The 23,780-nt window shown below is 65.9% G+C and carries 17 protein-coding genes and 1 pseudogene; 6 read left to right on the top strand and 12 right to left on the bottom strand.

The features are described from left to right. Window positions 1–199: 199 nt before the first annotated feature. The 7 genes from CSQ99_RS20005 to CSQ99_RS19975 all read right to left on the bottom strand — a co-directional run bounded on the left by CSQ99_RS20005 (window position 200) and on the right by CSQ99_RS19975 (window position 8,599). Window positions 200–691, bottom strand: coding sequence for a beta-class carbonic anhydrase (locus tag CSQ99_RS20005; RefSeq protein WP_099040811.1), 492 nt, complete (start codon window positions 689–691; stop codon window positions 200–202). Window positions 692–776: 85 nt separating this feature from the next. Then, on the bottom strand, window positions 777–2,678 hold the full coding sequence (locus CSQ99_RS20000; protein ID WP_099040757.1) for an ArnT family glycosyltransferase: 1,902 nt from the start codon (window positions 2,676–2,678) through the stop codon (window positions 777–779). A gap of 40 nt (window positions 2,679–2,718) precedes the next feature. Continuing rightward, window positions 2,719–3,987: a bifunctional glycosyltransferase family 2/GtrA family protein gene (locus CSQ99_RS19995; protein WP_425437843.1), complete on the bottom strand. Its 1,269-nt coding sequence runs from the start codon at window positions 3,985–3,987 to the stop codon at window positions 2,719–2,721. A 47-nt stretch (window positions 3,988–4,034) separates the two neighbouring features. Further along, entirely contained in the window at window positions 4,035–5,912 is a 1,878-nt protein-coding gene (locus tag CSQ99_RS19990; protein WP_099040756.1) for an ArnT family glycosyltransferase, read from the bottom strand. Window positions 5,913–5,935: 23 nt separating this feature from the next. Continuing rightward, window positions 5,936–7,513, bottom strand: a complete 1,578-nt coding sequence (locus CSQ99_RS19985; RefSeq protein ID WP_099040755.1) for a sensor histidine kinase — start codon at window positions 7,511–7,513, stop codon at window positions 5,936–5,938. Beyond that, window positions 7,491–8,195, bottom strand: coding sequence for a response regulator transcription factor (locus tag CSQ99_RS19980; RefSeq protein WP_099040809.1), 705 nt, complete (start codon window positions 8,193–8,195; stop codon window positions 7,491–7,493). Before CSQ99_RS19980 ends, CSQ99_RS19985 begins: the two co-directional genes overlap by 23 nt. Window positions 8,196–8,392: 197 nt before the next feature. Beyond that, on the bottom strand, window positions 8,393–8,599 hold the full coding sequence (locus CSQ99_RS19975; protein ID WP_099040808.1) for a hypothetical protein: 207 nt from the start codon (window positions 8,597–8,599) through the stop codon (window positions 8,393–8,395). A 386-nt stretch (window positions 8,600–8,985) separates the two neighbouring features. On the opposite strand from CSQ99_RS19975, the gene CSQ99_RS19970 reads away from it, so the two are divergent. From CSQ99_RS19970 to CSQ99_RS19950, 5 genes are all read left to right on the top strand, one after another. Continuing rightward, entirely contained in the window at window positions 8,986–9,963 is a 978-nt protein-coding gene (locus CSQ99_RS19970; protein WP_099040754.1) for an ABC transporter permease, read from the top strand. Continuing rightward, window positions 9,960–10,910, top strand: coding sequence for an ABC transporter permease (locus CSQ99_RS19965; protein ID WP_099040753.1), 951 nt, complete (start codon window positions 9,960–9,962; stop codon window positions 10,908–10,910). The genes CSQ99_RS19970 and CSQ99_RS19965 overlap by 4 nt, the downstream gene beginning before the upstream one ends. Next, window positions 10,907–12,742 carry a dipeptide ABC transporter ATP-binding protein gene (locus CSQ99_RS19960; RefSeq protein ID WP_099040752.1) on the top strand — a complete coding sequence of 612 codons (1,836 nt, stop codon included), beginning with the start codon at window positions 10,907–10,909 and terminating at the stop codon, window positions 12,740–12,742. The genes CSQ99_RS19965 and CSQ99_RS19960 overlap by 4 nt, the downstream gene beginning before the upstream one ends. A gap of 129 nt (window positions 12,743–12,871) precedes the next feature. Continuing rightward, entirely contained in the window at window positions 12,872–14,302 is a 1,431-nt protein-coding gene (locus tag CSQ99_RS19955) for an RNA-guided endonuclease InsQ/TnpB family protein (protein WP_176561110.1), read from the top strand. Between the two features lie 77 nt (window positions 14,303–14,379). Then, a complete protein-coding gene (locus CSQ99_RS19950) occupies window positions 14,380–16,047 on the top strand; it encodes an ABC transporter family substrate-binding protein (protein WP_099040750.1) in 1,668 nt (555 codons plus the stop codon). On the opposite strand, the gene CSQ99_RS19945 is transcribed toward CSQ99_RS19950, so the two are convergent. After that, window positions 16,037–17,299, bottom strand: a complete 1,263-nt coding sequence (locus CSQ99_RS19945) for an alpha/beta fold hydrolase (protein ID WP_099040749.1) — start codon at window positions 17,297–17,299, stop codon at window positions 16,037–16,039. The genes CSQ99_RS19950 and CSQ99_RS19945 overlap by 11 nt on opposite strands. Window positions 17,300–17,379: 80 nt before the next feature. Here CSQ99_RS19945 and CSQ99_RS19940 point away from each other — a divergent pair, with 80 nt between their 5' ends. Then, complete coding sequence (locus CSQ99_RS19940; RefSeq protein ID WP_099040748.1) at window positions 17,380–17,793, top strand: DUF1622 domain-containing protein; 414 nt, start codon at window positions 17,380–17,382, stop codon at window positions 17,791–17,793. On the opposite strand, the gene CSQ99_RS19935 is transcribed toward CSQ99_RS19940, so the two are convergent. The 4 genes and pseudogenes from CSQ99_RS19935 to CSQ99_RS19920 form a co-directional block, all read right to left on the bottom strand. Next, the gene (locus tag CSQ99_RS19935; RefSeq protein ID WP_099040747.1) at window positions 17,790–19,328 is read right to left on the bottom strand and encodes a GMC family oxidoreductase; all 1,539 of its coding nucleotides are present in this window, start codon (window positions 19,326–19,328) and stop codon (window positions 17,790–17,792) included. The genes CSQ99_RS19940 and CSQ99_RS19935 overlap by 4 nt on opposite strands. Before the next feature lie 59 nt (window positions 19,329–19,387). Further along, window positions 19,388–22,033, bottom strand: coding sequence for an AAA family ATPase (locus tag CSQ99_RS19930; protein ID WP_099040746.1), 2,646 nt, complete (start codon window positions 22,031–22,033; stop codon window positions 19,388–19,390). Further along, window positions 22,030–23,178 carry a metallophosphoesterase family protein gene (locus CSQ99_RS19925; RefSeq protein WP_099040745.1) on the bottom strand — a complete coding sequence of 383 codons (1,149 nt, stop codon included), beginning with the start codon at window positions 23,176–23,178 and terminating at the stop codon, window positions 22,030–22,032. The genes CSQ99_RS19930 and CSQ99_RS19925 overlap by 4 nt, the downstream gene beginning before the upstream one ends. Before the next feature lie 126 nt (window positions 23,179–23,304). Next, window positions 23,305–23,655: pseudogene (locus CSQ99_RS19920) on the bottom strand (Dyp-type peroxidase); the annotation flags it as partial. Between the last annotated feature and the right edge of the window lie 125 nt (window positions 23,656–23,780).

Genomic DNA, 23,780 nt, shown 5'->3' with positions numbered 1-23,780 from the left:
GGATTGACATTTTTGACGGCCGCGCGACCGGCGATCTGCTCCACGGACGAAACTGGTGCTGTCGCTGGGACATTAAGGTATCGGGAACTCGGGTCATCGAGTGGCCTGCCATGGCGACCGCACGCTTGTCGTACACGAAACGCGAGTGACCCCGTTGACAACCGTGCGTCCCCAGCCGCGGGGGCCCACGGCGGAGGGTCTAGAGCGTCACTTCGTTGAGACGGCCCGTCGCCACGTCGAAAACAAAGCCGCGCAGGGACTCGTGTTTGGTGACAAAGGGACTGGCCTCGATGCGGCGCAGCGACTGACGCACGTCCTCGTCGACGTCGATGAACGCCTCCGCGGCCCACTCCGGTTTGATGCCGGTGTCGTCCTGGATCTGCTGTTTGAACCCGTCGTCGGTGAAGGTCAGCATCCCGCAGTCGGTGTGATGGATCAGGATGATCTCTCTGGTGCCGAGTAACCGCTGACTGATGGCCAGCGAGCGGATCTCGTCGTCGGTGATCACGCCGCCGGCATTGCGGATGACGTGGGCCTCGCCGTCGCCGAGGCCGAGCATTCGGTACACGTCGAGCCGGGCGTCCATGCACGCCACCACGGCGACGTGCTTGCTCGGCGGCAGCGGCAGCGGGCCTGAGAAGGAGCTCGCGTAGGCCTCGTTGTTCTTCAGGTAGTCGTCGGTCACAGACATCTTTCGACTGTATCGCCGCTCAGTGGCGTCCGAGGCGAAGAGAATCATCCCGATCAAAATGGCGAGGGTGCTGGCCCCGGACGCATCACTTACTGATCGGTGCGTCGAGGTCGTACACCGTCGTGCCGGCAATATCGACCGGTGTGAAGTTCTGCTTCACCCAGGCCGTGATGTCGTTCGAAGTGCCAGACTCCCGCCACGGCGGTGGGCCGTCGTGGTTTCCGGAGATGAAATACCGCACGTCATGGTTGGTGACGTAGTCCTGGAACTGCGCGAGTGTCGGCGAGTTGTCCGAGCCGGTGAATCCGCCGATCGCCATGACCGACGCGCCGGTCTTCAATTCGAGACTGCCCGCCGTCATCGATCCGACGGTCGCTGCTGCCCAACGGTTGTCAGCGCGTCTGACGAGATCTTCAAGCAAAGGATTGTCGACGGCACCGCGGGGCGGACCGTCAGGACCGCCCGGCGGCCCGATCTGGGCGTTACTGCTCGGGCCTGCCATTGCCATCGGTCCACTGCTGTGAGCATTCGTCACCGTCTGGATTGAGTACGCGGCAGGCCCGAGAACACCGAAAAGCATTGCACACGCTGCCAAGAGTGCCGTCCAACGGCCGACACGGTGTGCCCCGAACACCAGGATCAATGCGACGACGATTGAGCCCACCAACGCCACCCAGCGCACCGCCGGCCACCACTCCGGCGTGCGGTCCATCAGGATGAAGGCCCATACGCCGGTGGCCGCCAACATGCTCGCCACCAGCATGCGCGATCTCAGAAACTCCCTGCTACGCCACAGCTCTCGCGCCGAGATACCGATCAGCGCCGCGATCGCCGGCGCCAATGCAACCGTGTAATAGGGATGAATGATGCCATCCATGAAACTGAACACCGCACCGGTAACGATCAGCCAGCCGCCCCACAGCAGCAGCGCGGCACGCAGATTGTCCGTGCGGACCGCACGCCGGGTCAACCACAGCCCTGCGAGCAGACCGATCAGTGCGGCAGGTAGCAGCCACGACGCCTGGGTGCCCATCGAATGGCCGAACAATCGGCCGAGGCCCGGCTCCCCACCGAACAACACGTTGTGCGCCCCGCCGAGGTCCGCCCCCGGGCCGTCGGGCGGTCCGCCGGGCGGGCGCCCTTCGCCGCCGCCGAGCACACGGTCGATTCCGTTGTAGCCCAACGTGAGCTGGAGCAGGCTGTTGTCCGATGAGCCGCCGATGTACGGCCGGGAATCGGCGGGCCACAGGTCGACGAGCACGAGATACCAGCCGGCCGACACGACCATCGCGATACCGCCGATGGCCAGCTTTCCGATGCGCTTCCAGATGCCGACCGGAGCCGCGACGAGGAACGCCAGCGCCAAACCGGGGACGATCAAGAAAGCCTGTAGCTGCTTCGTCAGGAATGCAAAGCCAATCACGGCGCCCGCCAGGGCGATCCAGCGGGTGCTCGCGGTTTCGATGGCGCGCACCATGCAGTACGCGGCCACCACCAACAACAACACCAACAGGGCATCGGGATTGTTGAACCGGAACATCAACGCCGCGACCGGGGTCAACGCCAACGCGGCGCCAGCCATCAGGCCCGCCGCCGGGCCGCTGGACCGGCGGACAGTCGCATACAGCGTCCCCACGGCACCGACCCCCATCAACGCCTGGGGCAGGAGCATCGTGAAGGCGCTGAAGCCGAGGATCCTGCCGGACAACACCATCAACCACAGTGACGCGGGCGGCTTGTCGACGGTGATCGCATTGCCCGCGTCGAGCGAGCCGAACAGCCAGGCCTTCCAGTCCTGGGTGCCCGCCTGCACAGCTGCTGCGTAGTAGTCATTGGCCCAGCCGGATGACCCCAGTCCCCACAGGTAAAGCACTGCGGTCGCGGCTAGAAGGGAGAACAGCGCGGGTCGAACCCAGCGCGGCTGCGCGCCGTTGGCAGGGTCGTCGGCAGCCGGCGTCGTGTGCGGTTGGGCGTCGGTGATGGTCATCGATGAGTTGCCTTTTCGGTCAGGAGATTGTCAGAGAAGGTCAGTGGGCCCGGCGGGGGTGAAACACCCACCCGCGCAAGAGGACGAACCGCGCGGCGGTGGCCATCAGGTTGGCCATCACCAGCACGACGAGCTCGATCAGGTGGTGTGGATCGGCGACTAACAGGTGTAACACGGCCAGCGATCCGCTGGTGATCGCCAGCGCGATCGCAAACACGATGAGGCCTTCGACGTGATGGCGGGCCACGTTCGTCCTGCCGCCGATACCGAACGTGAAGCGGCGGTTGGCCGCGGTGTTGCCGATCGCGGTGAGCAGCAACGCGATCAGGTTCGCCGACTGCGCGCCGAGTGATCCCTGCATCGCCATGAACAGCGCGATGTACGCCACCGACGACACCACTCCGACGGCACCGAACCGCACCGCTTGCCGCAACAGTGAGCGCGGCGCCGCTGTCAACCCGGGCGGACCGAGCTGTGCGGCGATCGTATTCACCGGAATGGTCCCTTTCGCAAAGCTGCGCAGCAGCCGGCCGATGCCCTTCAGATCAGCGGCGGCGGTCGCGACGATGTCCACCCGGCTGTCCGGGTCGTCCACCCAGTCCACCGGGACCTCGTGGATGCGCAGACCGCTGCGTTCGGCCAACACCAGCAGTTCGGTGTCGAAGAACCATCCGGTGTCCTCGACGTGGGGCAGCAGCAGTTTCGCCACGTCGGCCCGAATCGCCTTGAATCCGCACTGCGCATCGGAAAAGCCAGCTGCGAGAGTAGATTTCAGAATCCAGTTGTAACAGCGGGAGATGACCTCACGTTTGGCGCCTCGCGACACCCGCGAGCCGCGGCCCAGCCGGGTGCCGATCGCCAGATCGGAATGGCCTGATACCAGCGGAGCCACCAGCGGGGCGAGTGCGGCGAGATCGGTGGACAGGTCCACGTCCATGTAGACCAGCACCGGCGAATCAGACGCCGACCACACCGCGTGCAACGCCCGGCCTCGCCCCTTCTCCGGCACCCGCACGACACGGACGCCGCTCAGCTCGGCCGCGAGTTCGGTGGCGATCTGCTGGGTGTCGTCGATGCTTGCGTTGTCGGCGATGGTGATGCGCGCCGAGAACGGAAAGTGGTCCCGAAGGTGCCGGTGCAGTCGGTGGATCGAGTCGGCTAGGGCGGACTGTTCGTTGTACACCGGCACCACCACGTCGAGCACGGGCACGCCTGCATCGCGCGCGATCTCGGTGGCGTTGGGTCGCCGTTGGATTGTCCTCCGAGCAGAAGTGCCACGTTCGAGGGCGGTATCGGTCATGAAACCCATGTTCGAGGTGCAGGTTGTGCTGGCCGTTGGGCCAAGCTGTATGCCAGCTATGAATTCCGCGGCAGCACGCTGAGGTCATAGACGACCGCGTGGTCGACGACAATTGGGGTGTAGTGCGTCTCCACCCACTGCGCGATGTATGCAGACTCACGGCTGCCGCTGTTCGACGATCCCCAACGCCCGGTCAGCATCCGGCCGCCGATGAAGTAATGGACCTGCCGCGTCGCCACATAGTTCTGGAATTCCTCGAGCGTGGGTGCGGGGTCGGTGCCGTTGAAACCCCCGACGGCCATCACCGGCGCCCCGCTCGCCAGCTGATATCCCGCGGCGTTGTTGGAACCGATGACCGCTGCGGCCCAGGTGTAGTTACCGGCGCCGTTGGCCAGTGCTGCCGAAAGTGCCTGCCCGGGCTTGGGCGAGTCCAGCAGTCCCGCCGGTGGCCCGGCCCTACCACCGCCGAACGAGTGATGGGTCGGTCCGACGGTCGGTATCGCGCCGCTGTGGGACGACGCCGCGGTCGCGATCGAGTGGGCCGCGGGGGCGGCCAGACACGACACGAGCGCCAGGGTGGCGATTGACCGCGTGACATTCGGCCCCATCCGACTGGAGACCAGCAGCAGCGTCGCCGCGGCTACTCCCCCGACCATGACACTCGCGCGCAGCCACGGCGTCCATTCCGCGTGACGGGACAGCAACTCCGCGGCAAGGAGGACGGTGACGAGCACAGCACCGGCGATTGTGACCGCCGCTCGGACGTCGAATCGTCTCTGCCACAACAGCGTTGCCCCGATGCCGATGCATGCACCGATGGCAGGTGCGAGAGCAACGGTGTAGTACGAGTGCACGATGCCGTTGGCGAAGCTGAACACCACCGCGGTGACGGCAAGCCAGCCACCCCAGATGATGAGTGCGGCGCGGGTCGGGTCGGTACGGGGTGCGCGCCGCGTGACGATCACGCCCGTCACGACGCAGATCACCGCCGCGGGCAGCAGCCACGCGATGTCCGACCCCATCCCCACGCCGAACAGCCGGCCCCAGCCGACGTCGTGGTTGAGATTGCCCAGTCCACCGGTTTCGTTGCCCGTCAACCGGCCTAAACCGTTGTAGCCCAGTGTCAATTCGATGATGCTGTTGTGCTGCGAACCTCCGATGTACGGCCGCGCGGACGTCGGCCATAGTTCGACGAGCGCGAGGTACCACCCGCCGGAGACCACGACGGCGGTGGCCGCGATCAACAAGTCGGCGAGGCGGCGCTTGCGCGGGCGGTGCCCAGCGACCAGATAGGCCGCCGCGAATCCGGGCAGCACCAGGAACGCCTGCAGCATCTTGGCGAGGAAGCCGAATCCCACCGCAACGCCCGCAGCCACCAACCACCAACGGCTGGCGTCCTTTTCACATGCCCGTTGCACGCAGTATGCCGCAGCGACCAACAACAGTACGAGCAGCGCATCAGGGTTGTTGAACCGAAAGATCAGCGCTGCGACGGGCGTCAGCGCGAGCACCGCACCGGCCAACAGTCCCGCCCCAGCTCCGGCGACACGGCGGACAGCGAAGTACAGCAGCGCGACCGCCGCGACCCCCTCGAGCGCCTGAGGCACCAGCACGCTCCACGGATTCAGGCCGAACAGCCGAACCGATATGTCGATGACCCATAGCGCCGCTGGTGTTTTGTCCACGGTGATCGCGTTCGCGGCATCGCTGGACCCGAACAGCATCGCCGTCCAGTTGCTGGCGCCTGCCTGCGCCGCCGCCGTGTAGAAGGCGTTCGCCCACCCGCTGGCCGACAGGTTCCACAGGTACAGCACCGCCGTCGCCACAAGCAGGACGGCGAGTTGCACCCGCGAGACAACGGAAAGGTGGCCTTTCGCCCTGCGTGTCGGGGCCTTGTCCGTGTGCTCGTCAGAGAGGGCGAGGGTGGTCGTCACTACGACGACCCTGTCCGGCCCCGCTATGCCCCGAATGGGCTCGCACTGTGATTTATCTGTGAATCGCCCCGCAAGGTCACGGTGAAAGCCGTCGATCCGGGCTCGCTGTCCACCTCGATCGCGCCGCGATGAGCTTTGACTACGGCGGCGACGATCGCGAGTCCCAGCCCGGTACTGCCCCCGCGCCGGGAGCGCGACGTGTCGCCGCGGGCGAACCGCTCGAAGACCTCGGGTTGCAGCCACTCTGCGATGCCGGGACCGTCGTCGACCACCTTTAGCACCGCGCCTCCGCCGGGGGATCGCGCCAACGACGTCGTGACGGACGTGCCCGGCGGCGTGTGGGTGCGCGCGTTGGCGAGCAGGTTGCCCAACACCTGATGCAGACGCGCTTCGTCACCGATGACGACGACGGGCTCGTCGGGCAGGTCGAGTAACCACTGATGGTCAGGTCCGGCGATGTGGGCGTCGCTGACGGTGTCGACGACCAATCGCGAAAGATCCACTGCCTCCTGCTGCAACGGCCGCCCGGTGTCCAGGCGGGCCAGCAGCAGCATGTCCTCGACCAGCTGGGTCATCCGCTCCGTCTCGGACTCGACGCGGTTCATCGCATGCGCCACATCGTCGGGGACATCACCGCGCTTGCGTTGTGCCAGTTCGGTATAGCCGCGGATCGCCGCGAGCGGCGTGCGCAGCTCGTGGCTCGCATCCGCGACGAACTGACGCACCCTGGTCTCGCTGGCGTGCCGGGCGGACAACGCGTCGGAGATGCGGTCGAGCATCCGGTTCAGTGCAGAACCGAGCTGCCCGATCTCGGTGTGCGCGCCCGCCGGATCCACCTCGACGATCGGCGTGGGCAGCCGGACCTCGCCGCGATCGAGCTCGAGGTCGGCCACCTGCCGTGCCGCCGCGGAAACCCTTGACAGCGGCGCGAGTTGACGGCGGATGATCAGGATCCCGGCCGTGGTCCCGCCGATCAGCGCCATGACACCCACCACGCTGAAGATGATCGCGACGGTGAGCAGGGTGTCATCGACCTCGGAGGTGGGCAGGCCGGTGACGATCGTCTCGCCAGGCCCGTGCGCGCGCATCGCGATCACTCGGTAGCGGCCTAGACCGTCGAGCTGAACCGTTGTCGGCACTTCGTTGGGCTCGATACTGGCGAGTTGTTGCGCTGCGGTGGAACTGATCTGGCTGCGAGTGCCGTCGGCAGTGATGACACCGGCGTCGACAGGCGTGCCGCGCGAGATCACCGCGCCGACCGTTCGCGCTGCTTGACCGGGCGCGTTGAGGAAGGCCGGGCCGGGCCCCACGTCGTCGCGGATGATCATCCGGCGCGGAAAGCCCGGCGGCCCGGGGAAACCGGGCGGGGGCGGGCCAAGTTCGAACAGGCCCGCAGAGCGCGTGCCCGTCTCAGCCAGCTGGCGGTCGAGCTGGTTGGTCAGAAAGTGTTGCAGAGCAATCATTGTGCCGACACCCATGCCTGCGCACACCAAGGTCAGAAGGATGATCTGTGACACGAGCAGCCGCGTTCGAAGTGACCACGTGCGCGGCGAACGAAGCCGCGTCCGACCCGCCGGTTCAGCGTGCGGGTTTGAGGACATAACCGGCGCCGCGCAGTGTGTGGATCATCGGTTCGCGCCCGATGTCGATCTTCTTGCGCAGATACGAGACGTACAACTCCACGATGTTGGATCGCCCGCCGAAGTCGTAACTCCATACCCGGTCGAGGATCTGGGCCTTGCTCAGCACACGTTTGGAGTTGCGCATCATGAACCGCAACAGCTCGAACTCGGTCGCGGTCAGTGTGATCAACTCGCCCGCGCGGGTCACTTCGTGACTGTCTTCGTCGAGCACCAGATCCCCGACCACGATCTTCGCACCGCCCGATTCGCTGGTGACCCCCGTGCGTCGCAGCAGGGCGCGCAGTCGCAGTACCACCTCTTCAAGGCTGAATGGCTTCGTCACGTAGTCGTCACCACCCGCGGTGAGACCGGCGATCCGATCCTCGACCGAATCTTTGGCGGTCAGCAGCAGCAGCGGCAGACCCGGAATCTGCTCGCGCAGTTTGTGCAGCACATCCAGCCCACTCATGTCCGGCAGCATCACGTCGAGCACGACCACATCGGGTGGGGTCTCGCGGGCAAGGGCGATGGCACTCGCTCCGTCGCCCGCCGTCACGATCTCCCAGCCCTCATATCTAAGGGCCATCGACACCAACTCGGCGAGGACTGGTTCGTCGTCGACAACCAGCACATGAATGGGGTTACCGTCGGCCCGACGCATCACGACGCGCCCGGGCTCTGGGTCGCTGACCGCCGAACCGTTGGGACTCACCACACGTCCATTATCGACCGGTCAGTGGGCTATCACTGTGCGCTGGCTATGTGCCAGCTGTGAATCGCCCGGTCGATAGTCGGCCAACACCGTCCAAGCAGGTTCCGGCCAGCCCTACTCGAGCCACCGGAACCTGATCCGGACTGTCAGTTCGGACGCTGGGGCTGTACCGCCGTGACGTCGGGGACCACAACCGTGGTTTCGCTCACGACAACCTCCGACGTCGCCGGCCCTGGCGGATCCGGCTCGTCTTGAGCAGCACTCGTGCCGCTGGAGACGCCGAAAGCGCCCATTGCAATCAGAGCGCCGGCACCCAGTGTTGCCGAACCCAGCTTGATCTGCTTCGAATTCACCTTGACCACTCCTATCCGGTTTCAGGTGAGCCGCTTCGATCGAACGAAACGGCCCATCGGAACAGTGCGCTACGGGCTCGTCGTTGCCCGTCTACATGTTGGGTAACCGATGCGGACAGCGACGAAACGAGTTTTCTGGCGGCCCCTGCTCGGACGGCGTCGCCTGTGCACTTATCGCACTGACGGTCATCGACTCCCTCTTCGCCGCCGCCGTCGTGCTCCTGGGCCACCATCGGGCCGATCGCGGCCACCGCGAAAACTGCAGGTGACTACCACTGAACGCGCCGAATCTGGACACCCGCTGTACGCCACATGTGAGTTGTCCAGAGGTCGGCCGCCCCGATCTCATAGCCTGTGCGCATGCAGCCCACGTGCGGACCGACCGAATGACGCGCTTCCTTTCGCGTCGGCTGCTCAACTACCTGGTGCTGTTGGCGCTGGCCTCGTTCGTGGTGTTCTCTCTGGCATCGTGGCAGTTCGATCCCCTCGAAAATCTGCAGAGCCGCAATCCGCGTCCACCGCAGGAGGTCATCGAGGCGAAGCGGGTCGAACTCAACCTCGACAAGCCGATATTGGTCCAGTACGGACTCTGGGCGTCCGGGGTTGTCCACGGCGATTTCGGCACCACGGTCGGCGGCCAACCGGTCAGCGACGAGCTGTGGCGGCGCATCGGCGTCAGCCTGCGCCTACTCGTCCTCGGTTCGGTGATCGGCACTGTCGCCGGAGTGATGATCGGCGCATGGGGCGCGATTCGCCAGTATCGGCTCAGCGATCGCGTCATCACCGCCCTCTCGCTGCTGGTGATCAGCACACCGTCATTCGTGATGGCCACCCTGTTGATCCTGTCGGCACTGGGAGCCAACTCTGCGCTGGGGGTCCAGCTGTTCGAGTTCACCGGGGAGACGTCGCCGGACGCGGTCGGCGGTGCTTGGAACCAGTTCGTCGATCGTCTCCAGCATCTGGTGCTGCCCACCCTCACCCTGGCGCTGGGAGGGATGGCCGGTTACAGCCGATACCAACGCAACGCGATGCTCGACGTGCTCGGGCAGGACTTCATCCGCACCGCCCGCGCCAAAGGGTTGACCCGCCGCAAGGCATTGTTCAAACACGGGCTGCGGACCGCGCTCATCCCGATGGCAACGATGTTCGCCTACAGTTTCGCGGGCCTGTTCACCGGAGCGGTGTTCGTCGAAAAGATCTTCGGGTGGCATGGCATGGGTGAATGGTTCATCCAGGGCCTCAACACCCAGGACATCAACATCATCGCCGCCATCGCGGTATTCGCGGGTGTGACGGTCCTGTTGGCCGGCCTGCTCTCCGACGTCATCTACGCCGCACTCGACCCGAGGGTGCGGGTGACATGAGCGAACCCGTGACTCCTGCCGATTCGTCGCCCACGACGGCCGACTCTTCGACGACCGCGAATTCCGGCCTCGCTGTTGCGTCCTTCGCATCGCGGCGCACCCTCGTGCTGCGACGGTTCCTGCGCAACAAACCCGCTGTCGTGTCAATCGCCATCCTCTTGCTGCTGTTCGTCGGCTGCTATGCGCTGCCGCCGTTGCTGCCATACAGCTACAGCGATCTGGACTACTTCGCACTGCAGCAGCCGCCGAGCACCAGCCACTGGTTCGGCACCAACGGGCTCGGTCAGGATCTGCTGGCTCAGACGCTGCGTGGAATGCAGAAATCCATGCTCATCGGCGTTTGCGTGGCGTTCATCTCGACAATCATCGCCGCCACCGTGGGGACCATCGCCGGCTACTTCGGCGGCTGGCGCGATCGCACCCTGATGTGGGTTGTCGACCTCATGCTGGTGGTGCCGAGCTTCCTGCTCATCACCATCGTCGTGCAGCGCACCAAGGGCGACACCGTATGGATGATCGTTCTGCTGTCCGTCTTCAGCTGGATGATCAGCTCCCGCATCGTGCGAGGCATGACGATGAGCCTGCGCGAACGCGAATTCGTTGTGGCCGCAAGATATATGGGTGTGCGCGATACGAGGAACATCATTCGCCACATCCTCCCGAACGTGGCGTCGATCATCATCATCGACACCGCGCTCAACGTCGGCATAGCGATCCTGGCCGAGACCGGACTGAGTTACCTGGGCTTCGGCGTGCAGCCACCCGACGTATCGCTGGGAACCCTCATCGCCAGCGGCACCCCGTCGGCGACGACGTTCCCGTGGCTCTTCTTGTTCCCCGCCGGTGTGCTGGTCTTGATCATCTTCTGCGCCAACCTCGTCGGCGATGGCCTGCGCGATGCGCTCGACCCCGGCAGCCGCGCTTTGCGACGGAAGGCCCGCAAGTGAGCCTTCTCGAGGTGAGTAACCTGACGGTCGCCTTCCCGACCGACTCTGACACCGTGAATGCGGTGCGGGGGATGAACTTTCACGTCGACCCGCGAGAGGTCGTCGCGCTCGTCGGCGAGTCGGGTGCCGGTAAGTCCGCGAGTGCGATGGCCGTCGTCGGCCTACTGCCCGAGTACGCCGCGGTGTCCGGTTCGGTTCGGCTGCACGGCGACGAGCTCATCGGACTTTCCGATCAACGGATGTCCGAGATTCGCGGGAAGACCATCGGGACCGTGTTCCAGGACCCGATGTCGGCACTGACACCCGTGTACACCGTCGGTGATCAGATCGCCGAGGCGATCGAGATCCATCAACCCGGCACCACACGGCGAACGGCTCGGGACCGGGCAATCGAACTGCTGGATCTGGTCGGCATCGCCCAGCCCGAACGGCGGGCGCGAGCCTTTCCCCACGAGCTGTCCGGCGGCGAGCGGCAGCGGGTCGTCATCGCCATCGCGATCGCCAACGATCCCGATCTGCTGATCTGCGATGAGCCCACCACCGCTCTGGATGTCACTGTGCAGGCGCAAATCCTCGACGTGCTGAAAACCGCGCGCGACGTGACCGGCGCGGGCGTTCTGATCATCACCCACGACCTCGGGGTGGTCGCCGAGTTCGCCGACCGCGCGTTGGTGATGTACGCCGGAAGACCCGTCGAGATCGCGCCGGTCCAAGAGTTGTACCGCGACCGCCGAATGCCTTACACCGCTGGGCTACTCGGCTCCGTGCCCCGATTCGATGCCCACCAGGGCGCTCGGCTGGTACCGATACCCGGCGCTCCGCCGTCGATGGCCGCACTGCCGCCCGGGTGCCCGTTCGAGCCCCGCTGCCCGCTTGCCATCGACGACTGCCGCACCGCCGAACCGGATCTGCTCGAAATAGCGCCAACCCACCGTGCCGCCTGCATTCGAACCGATGAGGTCGCCGGCCGCAGCGCCGCCGATATCTACGGCGTGTCCACCGCCGCACCCGACGTACGGCCCGATGCCGACTCACCCGTCGTGCTGCGCGTCCGGGATCTGGTCAAGACCTACAAACTCACCAAGGGTGTCGTCTTCCGCAGACAGATCGGTGAGGTGCGCGCGGTCGACGGCATCAGCTTCGAACTGCAACAGGGGCGCACGCTGGCCATCGTCGGCGAATCGGGATCGGGCAAGTCCACGACTCTGCACCAGATTCTGGAATTGAGCGCGCCGCAGTCGGGTTCGATCGAAGTGCTCGGCACCGACGTCGCGACTCTGGATGCTCGGTCCCGCCGGGCGCTGCGCGGCGATCTGCAGGTGGTGTTTCAGGACCCGGTGGCCGCACTGGATCCACGGCTGCCGGTGTTCGACGTCTTGGCCGAACCGTTGCAGGCCAACGGGTTCGACAAGGCTCGAATCCACGACAGAGTTGCCGAGCTGCTCGGCATCGTCGGGTTGCGACGGGAAGACGCCGCCCGATACCCCGCAGAGTTCTCCGGTGGCCAGAAACAGCGCATCGGTATTGCGCGGGCGTTGGCCACCCAACCCAAGATCCTCGCGCTCGACGAGCCCGTTTCCGCACTCGACGTCTCGATCCAGGCGGGCATCATCAACCTGCTGCTGGATCTGCAGCAGCGGTTCGGGCTGTCCTATCTGTTCGTCTCGCACGACCTGTCCGTGGTCAAGCACCTCGCTCACCGGGTGGTGGTGATGTACAAGGGCACGATCGTCGAACAGGGCGACGGTGACCAGGTGTTCAACAACCCGCAACACGAGTACACCCGCCGATTGCTAGCTGCGGTTCCGCAACCAGAGGTCAATCGCCGCTAGAGGACGCTCCGGGTGCGTCGCCGAAGCAGGTGGCGTCGCGTGGGTCATATGAGTCCGGCGGTGATTGGATGGACCGGTACATCGCTGCTCGCCGGGGGTTGTCGGTGTGGTGTGCGACAGTCATTGGCGATGGATCGGCACACCACATTCCGCTTCTGCTTGGATCCGACGGTCGAGCAGGAACAAGCGCTGGCCCGCCACGCGGGGGCCTCACGGTTCGCGTTCAACCAATGCTTACAGGTGGTGAAAAGCGAGCTCACACGGCGGCGCACCGACCCGGACACCGCGGTGCCATGGACGGGGTTCGACCTGATCAACGCATTTAACGCGTGGAAGAAGACCGAGGATGCCGGCCGGATCATCACTGTTGACAGTGCAGGCGTTGCCGAGGTCGCGGTGACAGGCCTGGCATGGCGGGATCAGCTGTGTCAGCAGGTTTTCGAGGAAGCGGCAGTCGACCTGGGCAACGGGCTGAAAGCCTGGTCGGATTCGCGCTCGGGGAAACGGGCGGGCCAGAAGGTCGGGTTTCCCCGGTTCAAGAGAAAGACCACGGTGAGGCCGTCGTTTCGGCTGCGCAACAAGCAACGAAAAAGCAGACCGGCCGCGATTCGAGTCGGCGATAACGATCGACCGCGCTCAGTTACCCTGCCCGGCATCGGCGCCATCGGGGTCCACGACGACACTCGAGCGCTACGGCGCATGCTGACCAAGGGCCGGGCCACCATCTGCTTTGCCACAGTCAGCCGTCACAGCGGCCGATGGTGGGTGGCGCTCAACGTGGCGGCCGCCGATCTGCACCCCGCCCTGCGGCATCGGCAGCGACCCGACGGTGAGCAGGACGGCTGGGTCGGTCTGGATCGCGGCTTGTCGGTGTTTCTGGTCGCCGCCGACGCCGCCGGCGCCGAGCTCGCCCGCATTGTCGACGCCCCCAAGGCACTAGCCGCCAGCATGAAACAGCAACAGCGGCTGGCAAAGTCGCTATCGCGCAAAAAGGAGGGATCACAGAACCGCAGAGATGCCGCCGCCCGCTTGGGGCGGCATCACCAGCGCGTCGCCAATGTGCGTCGGCATTTCTTGCACCAGGTGTCAGGCGAGGTGGTCAAGACCCACGACCGGCTTGTCATTGAAAACCTGAACATACAAGGAATGCTCGCCAACCATCGTCTAGCCCGCGCGATCTCCGATGCCGGGTGGGCCGAGTTTGCACGTCTGCTCAGATACAAACAGGCGTGGCGCGCAGGCCAGCTCGTCGAAGCAGACCGCTGGTATCCGTCAAGTCGGCTTTGCTCAATCTGCGGTGTACGTCGCAGCGATTTGAGCCTGGCTGATCGGGTGTTCGTCTGCGTTAACGAACATTGCCTGGATCGTGACCTCAACGCGGCGACAAACCTGGCCCGTTGGGGCCAGGACCACTACGACTCTCACCGATCCCCGGACCCCCAAGCAGGAGGCCGGGCCACCAAGGTCCGCCGACGGGACGGCTCTGACCACCACCTGCGTGTTGGTGAAACCAGCCCGAAAGACGCGGAAACCGACGTTCACGCCGCACCCGCCGCCTGAACTGACGACGCCCGAGAAGGGCGGTGACGACACCTCACCTCACCAGAGTTGTTCGGCACGCTTTAGAGTCGGTCGGCATGAAGACCCGACGCTTCGTTGCGGCAACTGTGATCGCTGCGCTGACCCTGACGGCCTGCTCCGACAGCAACCAGGAAGCGCCGTCGGCGGGCGGATCCGCAGAGGTCGGCAGCACGAACGACATCAATCCCCAGGACGTCGCGAACCTGAAGCAGGGTGGCAACCTACGGCTGGCGCTCAACGACTTCCCGCCAAACTTCAACTCACTTCATATCGACGGCAATACCGGCGACGTCGCCTCTATCGAGCGGCCCACCATGCCGCGGGCGTTCCGGATCGGCGCCGACGGCTCACCCACGGTAAACACCGATTACTTCACCAGCATCGAGTTGACGGGCACCAACCCGCAGGTGGTCACGTACACCATCAACCCCAAAGCCGTGTGGAGCGACGGCACCCCGATCACCTGGGAGGACCTGCAGTCCCAGATCAACGCCACCAGCGGCAAGGACAAGGGGTTCGCGATCGCGGCCACCAACGGCAGCGATCGCGTCGAGAAGGTTGAACGCGGAGTCGACGACCGACAGGCCGTCATGACATTCGCCAAGCCCTGGTCCGACTGGCGCGGCATGTTCGCGGGCAGCACCATGCTGCTGCCGAAGGCCTCGACGGCCACCCCGGAAGCGTTCAACCGGGCGCAGCTCAACGGACCGGGCCCGTCGGCGGGACCGTTCATCATTTCCAACCTCGACCGCGGCGCTCAGCGGATAACGTTGACGCGCAACCCCAAATGGTGGGGGGAGCCGCCACTGCTCGACAGCATCACTTACCTGATCCTGGATGACGCCGCTCGGATTCCCGCGCTGCAGAACAACACGATCGACGCCACCGGCCTCGCCACGCTCGACGAGATGGAGATCGCCCGACGCACCCAGGGCATCACCATCCGTCGCGCCCCCGGGCTCGGCTGGTACCACTTCACATTCAACGGGTCTCCGGACCGAATCCTGGCCGATCCGGCACTGAGACGCGCCGTCGCGCGGGGGATCGATCGCAACACCATCGCCGCGGTGGTCCAGCGGGGGCTCGCCGACAACCCGGTGCCGCTGAACAATCACATCTATGTCGCCGGCCAGGAGGGCTACCAGGACAACAGCGGCGTCGTCGCCTTCGACCCCGAGAAAGCCAAGCAGGAACTCGATGATCTCGGTTGGCGGATGAACGGGCAGTTCCGGGAAAGGGACGGTAAACAACTGGTCATCCGCGATGTGCTCTTCGACTCGCTCGGCACGCGACAGTACGCCCAGATCGCGCAGAACAACCTTGCTCAGATCGGCGTAAAGCTCGATCTCGACATCCGGCCCGCGCAGGGCTTCTTCACCGACTACATCACGGTCGGCAACTTCGACATCGCCCAATTCTCCTGGAGCGGCGACGCTTTCCCGCTCTCGAGCCTCACTCAGATCTATCGCACGGATGCAGAGAGCAATTTCGGAAATATCAGCAGCCCGGAGATCGACGCCAAGATCGAGGAGACGGTCAGCGAGCTGGATCCGGCGAAGGCGCGAACGCTCGCAAACGAACTCGACACGCTGCTGTTCGAAGAGGTTTTCAGCCTTCCCCTGACTCAGTCGACCGGAAACATCGCGGCGCGAAGCAATTTGGCGAACTTCGGCGCGTTCGGCCTGGCCGATGCGGACTACTCGAAGATCGGCTTCATGAAGTAGCCCTGCGTACGGTTCGGGGAACCACCGCGGGCACCGCCGACTCCAGGGTCGCCGCCGCCTCGATACCCCAGATCAACGCCCGGACTCCGATCCCGGCGGGTTTCGAGTCCAGGGCGGCCTGACGTTCGGGCAGCGTTTCGACCGTGCCGTCGTAGACGGCCTCGACGATGTCCAGAGCCGCGCTCTCCCGCAGATCGACGATGCTGTGGCCCGCAGTCGGCAGGCTGACCAGCACTGAGTTCGGGATCAGCGAGGTCACCCGCTCTGCCACCGTCGGTGGGGTGATCAGGTCGCGCCCCCCGGAGATCACCACCGTGGGCCAGGTGAACTTCGGCATCTCGGCGACCAGATCAAACGGTTCGGCATCGAATTCTGTTGTCCCCGTGTCAGCTTCGCGATATGCCACCGCGGGATCGAACGGCTTGCCGTCGGGGGTCGCCCCGTAGTTGAGCTCGCGGTAGGCGATGCGATTGACGAGGTCCGGCTCGTTTCGGTACGGCGCCTCGCGCTCCAGCACGAGCCGGGTGGCCTGGGCCATGCCCGACCACAGCCAGTGCTTGCCCGTCAGCAGCAGGTCCAGTTGGCGCCGCAGCAGGGTGGGCCCGGCGAGACCGTAGACGGCGATCGCCAGCTGGGTGGCCGCTGGAGTCAACTGGTCATCGCCGACCAGCCGTCGCACCTTGGGCGCCAGATCGGCGGTCTCGGGATCGTCGCCGTTCCAGAGCAACCGCCGGGCCGCCTCGCGGACCGCATCGATGTCCTGGGCGGAAAGCACGGGTGAGTCGAGCACCATCGCATGCACGCGTTGGGGATGGCGCACGCCGAACCCGGCGGCGAGATAGGTGCCGTACGAGGTGCCGTAGATGACTGCCTTTTCGACGCCCGCGTCGTCGAGTACCGCCGCCACATCGTCGACGACCTGGCCGATGGTCAACGCCTCCGGCGGCAGGTCAGCACCGCGGTCATCGTGGCGCGACAGGCCGACACCGCGGTGTTCGATCATAATGACGTCCAGGCCTTCGGCCGCGGCGCGACGGCGAAATCCCCTGTACAGCGCGACGGAGGCCGCGCCCGGACCGCCTGGGATCACGACCAGCGGGTGTGGGCTCTTGCGTCCGGACCGCACGTAGTAGAGGTCGAACTCGTCGTCAGCGCCGCCCGCACCGCTTACCACCGGCCGCCGGACGGCGCGAACACCGGGAAGCGCCGCAAGTTTGTCGTGTGCGCGCCGGCGTCTGGCGTTCATGGTCATCGTCGTACATTGTGCCCCTCACGGGCGCAGGTTCTATAGAGTCGCGGAACGAATCGATCACCCAACTGAGCCGAGGCAACGTGCGAACCGAAGAGTTCTTCGAGCGGGCGACGCAGGCGTTCGAGGTGCTGGGCGTTTCGTCGATGGTCGTCGGGTTCGCCTTCGCCTTCGCGCTGTCGATCGTCACCTGGGTGCGCACCAAGAATGGCGGTCGCGCGTTCAAGACACTGCGGGAATCACTCGGCGGAGCAATTCTTCTCGGCCTCGAATTGCTTGTCGCTGCGGACATCGTCAAGACCGTAACGTCGACGCCTTCACTGACCGACGCCGCCGTTCTCGGGATGATCGTCCTGATCCGGACGGTGTTGAGTTTCACGATCCAGATCGAAATCGACGGCGTCCCACCGTGGCGCAAGGCACTGACCACCGGGCCTGAAGTGCTGGCCAATGCGGCGCGCAAGGCGATGAGGGCCAAGCCCGACTCCCCCGCCTAACTGGAGCGGATGAGGTCTGCGGCCTTCTCACCGATCAGCACGCTGGGGGCGTGGGTGTGCCCGCGGATGATCGTCGGCATCACCGATGCGTCGGCGACCCGCAGCCCTTCGACGCCGCGGACCCGCAGCTGCGGATCGACCACACTGGCGTCATCGCCACCCATCCGGCAGGTGCCCACCGGATGATAGAGGGTGTGCGACAACGAATTCAGTGCCCGGTCCAAGGTTTCGTCGTCGAGGATCGTGGCATTCAGCGGTCTGGCGATCGAACCGATGATGCCGTTCAGCGCCGGCGATTTCGCGATCGTCGCACACATCCGCAGTCCGGCCATCAAGGCGTCGCGGTCCGCACCGGCGGAATCGGTCAGATAGCGCGGATCGATGATCGGCTTGTCCTTCGGATCTGAGGACCGCAACGTGATGGTGCCGCTGCTGTGCGGTTTGAGCAGGATGGGACCCATGACGACGGCATGGCCCGCATACGGGTCGCCGATCCCCTCCTCGAAGTACGGTGCGGGCGCGAAGATCAGTTCCAGATCAGGCAATTCGAGGTCCGCGCGGCTCTTCACGAACCCGTATGCCTCCCCGACGTTGGATGTGAGCATGCCGCGCCTGCGGATGAAGTAGTTCAGCAGTTCCAGCGGCTTCTCCGCTGCGAACAGCGTGTCGTTGGGCACGTCGAATCCCAGCGGCACCACCAGATGATCGAGCAGTTTGCCGCCGACGTCCGGTGACTGGGCGACCACGTCGATGCCGTGTTCGTTGAGTTGGTCGCGGTCACCGATTCCCGAGAGCATCAGCAGCTGCGGACTGTTGATCGCGCCGCCGCACAGCACCACCTCACGCCGCGCCCGAACCGTCTGCGTGTTTCCGCCTTTGTCGAACTCGACGCCGACGGCACGGCGCCCTTCGAAGATCACCCTCGTCGCGGCGGCCTCGGTCAGCAGAGTCAAGTTCGGGCGCTTGAGCGCGGGCCGCAGGTAGGCATCCGCGGTGCTCCACCTGGCACCACGCCGCTGAGTGACGCGTGTTTCGCAAAAGCCCTCCGGCTCAGCTTGATTGGGCTCCTCGACTCGATAGCCGCATTCCTCGACGGCCTTCAGCCACGCGGCGGTGGACGAACGCGGGCTGCGCTGACGCGCGATCGACAACGGGCCGTTCTCGATCCGGGACAGGTACGGTTCGAGATGGGCGTAGTCCCACTGATCACCGGCGGCGGCACCCCACTCGTCGTAATCAGCGGCAAAGCCGCGCACCCACATCATCGCGTTCATCGACGACGAGCCGCCTAGCATTCTGCCTCGCGGCCAATAGATCTCGCGTCCGTCGAGTTCTTTCTGCGGTTCCGTCCGGTAGTCCCAATCCATCGCGCTACGCATCAGATTGGCGAAGCCCGCGGGGATGTGGACGAACTTGTCCTTGTCTTTCGGCCCAGCTTCGAGCACCACGACCTCGGCGGACGGATCCGCGCTCAGACGGTTGGCCACCACCGATCCGGCGGAGCCCGTTCCCACAACGATGTAGTCGGCGTCCATCCGCCGGAGTCTATGAGTCCTGCGCGCGAGGCGTGGCGGGCTCGCGCAGATTGGGAAGATTACGTCGACAGTGCGATGTGATGAGCGCCGTCGACGCCCGCGTACCGCTGCGGGCTGCACGTCAGCACGATGACCTGCCCGTCTCCGCCGACGGCGTTGAACACCGCGCCCATCTTCACCAGGCGATCGGCATCGGTGAATCCCAGCGCGTCGTCGATCACCACCGGGACGGTGTCTTCCTTGGCCACCAGCGCCGCGCCTGCCAACCGGGCGACGATGCCCAACTGCTCCTTGGCCCCGCCGGACAACGACTCGTATGGGACCGTGCGGCCCGACAGGGTACGGCTGCAGATCCTGAGATCACTGTCGATCTCGACCTCGAAACTACTGCCGAAGACCAGGCGACCGAGCCGTTCCACCTCGCTGCGGAACGGGTCGACATAGCGCAATCGGGTGGCGTCACGGTGCCGTGTGATCACCGCACGCAGCAGCTCCGCGGCCCGGGCACGACGTTGCACCCGCTGGTATTCCGCCTCGGCGTGCTCGCGTTCGGTTTCCGCGGCGTCCAGTTGCGCCTTGCGGCCTTCGGTGCCGTAGACCTTCAGCTGCGTCGTCACTTCACGCAACGACTCGGCCACCGCGTCGTGGCCGCGGCCCACCGCATCGGCACGACGGGTGGCTTCGTCGAGCGCGGCAGCGACTTGGTCGGGAGCCGCGCCCGCCAGCTCGTCGCTGAGCCCGGCGACCAGGACATTCGCGCGGCGCAGTTCTTCGTCGGTCGCCGCGGCCTTGGCGGTCAGCTCCTCGTCGGTGGTCGTCGCTCGCTGTCGCGCCAGCTCGTCCCGCGCCATTGCGAGTTGTCCCTGCTCGGTGGACAGTTTGTCCCGCAGCAGCGCGACGCGGGTTTGTCGCTCCCCCAGCAGTTTTACCGCTGCTTCGGCGACCTTGCGATGCTTGTCGCAGTCCGCGATCGCATGGGCCACCGCCGCCGTTGCTGCATCCACTTCGGCCCGCGCGGTGCCCGCATCGGTTCCGAACAGGTCAGCGGTGGCGGGCTGCCGGGCGGTCAACTCGGCCAACCGGGTCCGCAGCTGGTCAACCGATGCGTCACCGGTCAGTGCCTCGATGCGGGCGCCCAGCCGATCCCGCGTTGCCGTCAAATGTTGACGCCGCTGGTCGAGGATACGGCCCGCGGCCACATCGGCGACACCGTTCTTCGTCAGCGCGGCAGCCAGAACCGCCTGGGCGGCAAGCAGTTTGGCCTGTGTCTCCGATGCCGGTGTGCCCGGCGCCAGGCGTGCCGTCAGTACCCCCGGGACTTCAACGTCGGTCTGCGCGCTGATACTCGCCGACCACGTCTCACCCGCCGCAAGAACGCGGGATTCGCCATCCAGGCGCACCTCGATATCGCCGAGTGCGACGAGTTCGACGTGTGCCGATACCAGCTCCACCTGCCCCAGCGCCACATCGACCGCAGCGTTCGCGGTCTCGATGGCCCGCATTCCTTCACCCGTCAGCGTGATGCCCGCGAGCTCGGCATCGGTGCCCGCCAGATCGCGTTGTGCGCCAGCGATCTTGGCCAACAGTGACGACAACCGGTCGGCTTCGTCGCGGGCCGCCAGCTGGTCCACAGTTCCGCGCGCCGCATCGGCGCGGGCCTGGGCGGTGGCCATCGTCTTTCGCGCCTGCTCGGCCACCGCGTCGGCCGCCTGCTGCACCTCGGCGGCGGTGGTCAGCGCCTCGGCCGCTTCGACGGCGGAAGCCTCGAGCTCGACGACGGCGGCGGCCCGCTGACCGATCCCCTCGACGAGCTTGCGCCGCTCGTTCACCGCCGCAACCGAGGTGGTGCGGACGGCGTCCGCGGCGGCGGCGACCTGCTGAGCCTGTTTGAGCTGGCCGGCCAGCGCGGCGACAGCATCGGCGGCGGCCCGGGCCGTCGCGAGCTCCTTGGAAGCGTCTATGCGCTCGGCGGTCAGCTGGGCCAACTCGGCGGTCAGCGCCGCATGCCGATGGACCCCCTCGTCGACCTCGGCGATGGCGGCCGCGCAACGGGCCAGCTCCTCATCGGCGGCGCGCAGCCGGCTCGTTGCGGCGGCCCACGGGCCGGTGGGACGCCCGGTTCGGGTGAAGTAGCCGAGGTACTCGGCCTCGATGCGGTCGACCAGCAGCGCGTCGGTGCCGTTGGCGCCCGAAGCGGGAGCGTCCGACAGTGCGACGGCCGCACCGGCGGCGACGTCGAGTGCACGCGACAGCGCATCGCACCCGGACAGGTCCACCGCCGAAGTGGGCGCCGACTGCAGCACCCGCTGGGCCTGCCACAGGCAGGTGTCGACGGTCTCGTCCAGCATGGCCCGGACCCGGTCGTGCGCCTCGTCGCCCGTCAACTGCTCGCGCCGCGGCGCCAGCACGGTCAATTCGGTCTCGCACCGCTTGTGAAACCGCTTGCGATAGACGAACCGATAAGGGCCGGTGGAGATTTCAGCAGTGATCTCGGCACCGACGTCGGCGTGCGTCGGCTTGACCTGTTTGATCTCCTTCTTCGATGACCGGTCCTTGGCCTCCAGAAGCAGGTCCAGTGCCTCGATCATCGACGATTTGCCGATCTCGTTGGCGCCACTGACCACCACCACGCCGCGATCGGGAAACTCGACCTCACGGTGGGTGATGCCACGGTAGTTGGTCAAGACCATGCGATGCAGCTTCATGCCACACCCCTGTCGGCCAGGCGCAGCAGCAGAGCCAGCGCGGCACGTGCGTCGTCGCCGTCATCGCCGTCGGATCGCGCTACGGTGACCAACTCGTCGATGGCGGCGGCGGCGAATCCGCCGATTCCGAGGTCGTCGAACTCGCCGTCAGCGGGTGTCACCGCGATGTCGGACTGCTTGTCCCACAGGCTAAGTGCCGCGAAGAGGCGTGAATATTTGTCCAGGCACGCATCGAGCGCCGCCTTGTCGGTCACCGTCAGTGAACCGGTCAGCCCGATTCGCACCACGGTGCGTTCCTTGTCCGGCATCAGGTCCAGGTTGAGGTCCAGGTCGGCGATGTCACGGCTGCTGTCAACGGAACGGCGAAGCGTCACGAACCGCCACCGGCCGACCTTGCGTGGTTCGACTCGCACGGCCGCGCCGGGTTCGGCCTCGTCGAGGTCGACGACCAGCACATGGCCGGGATCGGACTCGATGTCGTCGTAGTTGGTGACCTCCGGCGAGCCCGAGTACCAGATCCGGCCGGTGGAACCGACCTGCATGCGAGAGTGCTTGTCCCCCAGCGCCACGTAATGCACGGCGCCGCGGGCGACGGCAGCCTCCAGTGCCGCGAGCCGGATCAGCGAAGGCCGGTCCTTATCGGGAACGAAGATGTCGACACCGCCATGGCCGACAGCGACGCGGGCCACTCCGTCGGCAGGTAGGCCGTCGAGCACGGAGGCGACCGGATCCGCGCACGGCGCTTTGGATGTCCACGGTGCCGCCACCAGTTGCAGGCCGGGCCGCACCTCGTGCACACCGGGGCGGTCCAGGACCGTCACGTTGTCCGGGCATTCGGCGACGAACAGCGGGCTGGTGTAGATCGACGACGCATCGAGCGGATCGTGATTGCCCGGCAGCAGATACACCGGCACGCCGATGGCGCGCATCGCCTCCAGCGACTGGCTGATGTCCTTGGGTGCGAGTTGGCTGTGCTCGAAGACGTCGCCCGCCACGACGACGAACTCGGCACCGGTGTCAACGGCCAGCGTGTGCAGCCCGGCGACGGCATCGCGACGCGCGGCCGAATAGCGCGGCTGCGCCTCGCCGTTGAGGAAGTAGCGGGTCATGCCGAGCTGCCAGTCTGCGGTGTGTATGAATCGCATCTCGAACCATCCCCCTTCTACTCACGCGCGGCCGATCCGCTGCTTACGCCGTGTCTTCGCCAGGCATCGCGAGTGTAGGTCCGGCCGCCGACAAGTCCGGTGAGGCGCGGCGCGCCCGTGGACTGTTCATCGATGGGATTCGAGCAGCGTCTGGCCCAGATATCCGGTAGGTGATCCGACACCGGGCAGGACCGCGAAAGTGGCCGATCCGATGGTGGTGATCCACTGGTTGAGCGCATCGGCGGCCGCCAGCCGCTCCTGTACCGGGACGAACTGGCGCGCGGGGTCACGCTGATAGGACGCGAAGATGAGCCCGCTGTCGGTGGTGCGACCCGCACCGGGTTGATCGTCGTAGTTGTAGGGCCTGCGCAGGAACTGCTCGTCGGCGGTGCGGTGTCGGGCCAGCGCGATGTGCGCGTTGGGCGGGATGACCGGTATCCCGTCGACGGCGGCGTCCAGGTCGGGCACATCGGACTCCTTAAGTTCGTAGGTGCAGTTACTTCGTGTTGTTACGTTGTGCTGTGACCCGGGTGGGCCGGGTGAGGCTGCATCGGTTTAGCCGGCCTTGGTGGTGCGGCTTGAAAGGACTGGCCGCCCGGCCT

The sequence above is a fragment of the Mycobacterium neglectum genome (assembly GCF_002591975.1).
Lineage (GTDB): Bacteria > Actinomycetota > Actinomycetes > Mycobacteriales > Mycobacteriaceae > Mycobacterium > Mycobacterium neglectum.
Note: the sequence above shows the minus strand (reverse complement) of the source record. Positions and strands in the feature narration are given on the sequence as shown.

What these genes read in the sequence shown, in the direction of transcription:
- CSQ99_RS20005 (WP_099040811.1), bottom strand. Translation starts at nt 691, where the DNA reads ATGTCTGTGACCGACGACTACCTGAAGAACAACGAGGCCTACGCGAGC.
- CSQ99_RS20000 (WP_099040757.1), bottom strand. Translation starts at nt 2,678, where the DNA reads ATGACCATCACCGACGCCCAACCGCACACGACGCCGGCTGCCGACGAC.
- CSQ99_RS19995 (WP_425437843.1), bottom strand. Translation starts at nt 3,987, where the DNA reads ATGGGTTTCATGACCGATACCGCCCTCGAACGTGGCACTTCTGCTCGG.
- CSQ99_RS19985 (WP_099040755.1), bottom strand. Translation starts at nt 7,513, where the DNA reads ATGTCCTCAAACCCGCACGCTGAACCGGCGGGTCGGACGCGGCTTCGT.
- CSQ99_RS19980 (WP_099040809.1), bottom strand. Translation starts at nt 8,195, where the DNA reads ATGCGTCGGGCCGACGGTAACCCCATTCATGTGCTGGTTGTCGACGAC.
- CSQ99_RS19970 (WP_099040754.1), top strand. Translation starts at nt 8,986, where the DNA reads ATGACGCGCTTCCTTTCGCGTCGGCTGCTCAACTACCTGGTGCTGTTG.
- CSQ99_RS19965 (WP_099040753.1), top strand. Translation starts at nt 9,960, where the DNA reads ATGAGCGAACCCGTGACTCCTGCCGATTCGTCGCCCACGACGGCCGAC.
- CSQ99_RS19955 (WP_176561110.1), top strand. Translation starts at nt 12,872, where the DNA reads ATGGATCGGCACACCACATTCCGCTTCTGCTTGGATCCGACGGTCGAG.
- CSQ99_RS19950 (WP_099040750.1), top strand. Translation starts at nt 14,380, where the DNA reads ATGAAGACCCGACGCTTCGTTGCGGCAACTGTGATCGCTGCGCTGACC.
- CSQ99_RS19945 (WP_099040749.1), bottom strand. Translation starts at nt 17,299, where the DNA reads ATGACCATGAACGCCAGACGCCGGCGCGCACACGACAAACTTGCGGCG.
- CSQ99_RS19935 (WP_099040747.1), bottom strand. Translation starts at nt 19,328, where the DNA reads ATGGACGCCGACTACATCGTTGTGGGAACGGGCTCCGCCGGATCGGTG.
- CSQ99_RS19930 (WP_099040746.1), bottom strand. Translation starts at nt 22,033, where the DNA reads ATGAAGCTGCATCGCATGGTCTTGACCAACTACCGTGGCATCACCCAC.
- CSQ99_RS19925 (WP_099040745.1), bottom strand. Translation starts at nt 23,178, where the DNA reads ATGCGATTCATACACACCGCAGACTGGCAGCTCGGCATGACCCGCTAC.